This is a genomic window from Domibacillus aminovorans (assembly GCF_001643235.1).
Lineage (GTDB): Bacteria > Bacillota > Bacilli > Bacillales > Domibacillaceae > Domibacillus > Domibacillus aminovorans.
Map to the genome: position 1 here is coordinate 1 of NZ_LQWY01000047.1, position 1,634 is coordinate 1,634.

The following is a 1,634-nucleotide window of genomic DNA, read 5'->3' on the forward strand; positions in this document are numbered from 1 at the left end:
TTATGCAGACTCGTAAAGAAAAACGCTTCCGGCTGTACATCCCACGTTGCAAATGAATCATACACAGACTGGAGGAACGCACTAAACGAGAGCGCGTAAAATATCTTGTGTAAATGAATAAACAGAAAAAGGAAGACCTTTTCTTGTAGAATTGAATCACCACAAGACAATTCACAGAAAAGAGGCCTTCCCTATGAACCAGTTTACAACAGATATTGTCGACGCTCTAGTAAAAAAACAAGATATTACCGAAGTATTCCGTGCGCATTTAGAAACAGCGGTCAACACGCTGCTTGCGACTGAATTAACGGCCTTTTTAGATTACGAGAAATACGATCGAATGGGGTTTAACTCAGGTAATTCACGCAACGGTGCGTATTCTCGCACGCTGCACACAGAGTACGGTGATCTCCAAATTGCGATTCCCCGTGATCGTAACGGCGAGTTTAAGCAACAGACGATTGCGCCATACAGGCGCTCCAATGACACACTAGAATCCTTTGTCATCCACTTGTTTCAAAAAGGCGTCACGATGACCGAAATCTCCGATTTAATCGAGAAAATGTATGGCCATCACTACACGCCACAAACGATTTCAAACATGACCAAATCCATGACAGAACAGATCGAGGCATTCAGCCATCGCGCCCTTAGCCCACGCTATGTTTGCGTGTATTTAGATGCGACATATATCGCTGTAAAACGCGAAACGGTTTCGAAAGAAGCTGTTTATCTGGCTGTCGGCATTCGGGAAGACGGCTCAAAAGAAGTCCTGGCTTACACCATCGCGCCAACTGAATCTGCTTTCGTTTGGAAAGAACTACTGGTAGATATCAAAGAACGAGGCACAGAAGAAGTCCTGCTTTTTATTTCAGACGGCTTAAAAGGCATCACAACTAGTATTTTTAGTGTGTTTCCAGCTGCGAATTATCAAACGTGCTGTGTTCATTTGGCGCGTACGATTGCTCATAAAGTGCGAGTAGCTGACCGTGCTGAGATCTGCGATGACTTCAAAACGGTTTATCGCGCTGAAAGTGCAGAGGATGGGCAGGAAGCATTGAACGTATTCTGTTCCAAATGGCAATCGAAGTACCCTAAAGTGACAAAACCACTGTCTGAAAACCCTTATATTTTCACGTTTTACAGCTTCCCAAAATCGATTTGGCGAAGCATCTACTCAACCAATTTAATTGAATCTTTTAATAAGCAAATCAAGAAATATACAAAGCGCAAAGAGCAGTTCCCGAACGAAGAAGCACTGGAACGATTCCTTGTTTCACGATTCGAAGAATACAACCAACGCTTCGCTACACGATGTCATATCGGTTTCGATCAAGCACGTGCGGAGCTCGCAGCCAGGTTCAAAACAACAGACTAAATGACGGTCTATAAGAAAAGGGATTCCGTCATTTACACAAAATTCTTGACGCTCCCCTATCCGCGAGCGTAAAATATCTTGTGTAAATGAATAAACAGAAAAAGGAAGACCTTTTCTTGTAGAATTGAATCACCACAAGACAATTCACAGAAAAGAGGCCTTCCCTATGAACCAGCATACAACAGCTATTGTCGACGCTCTAGTAAAAAAACAAGATATTACCGAAGTATTACGTGCGCATTTAGAAACAGCGGTC

Annotated in this window: 1 protein-coding gene; it reads left to right on the forward strand. The window is 43.0% G+C overall.

Annotated elements, in window-relative coordinates; translation table 11 throughout:
- Positions 1–193: 193 nt before the first annotated feature.
- A complete protein-coding gene (locus AWH49_RS14555) occupies positions 194–1,378 on the forward strand; it encodes an IS256 family transposase (protein ID WP_063966323.1) in 1,185 nt (394 codons plus the stop codon).
- Positions 1,379–1,634 lie beyond the last annotated feature (256 nt).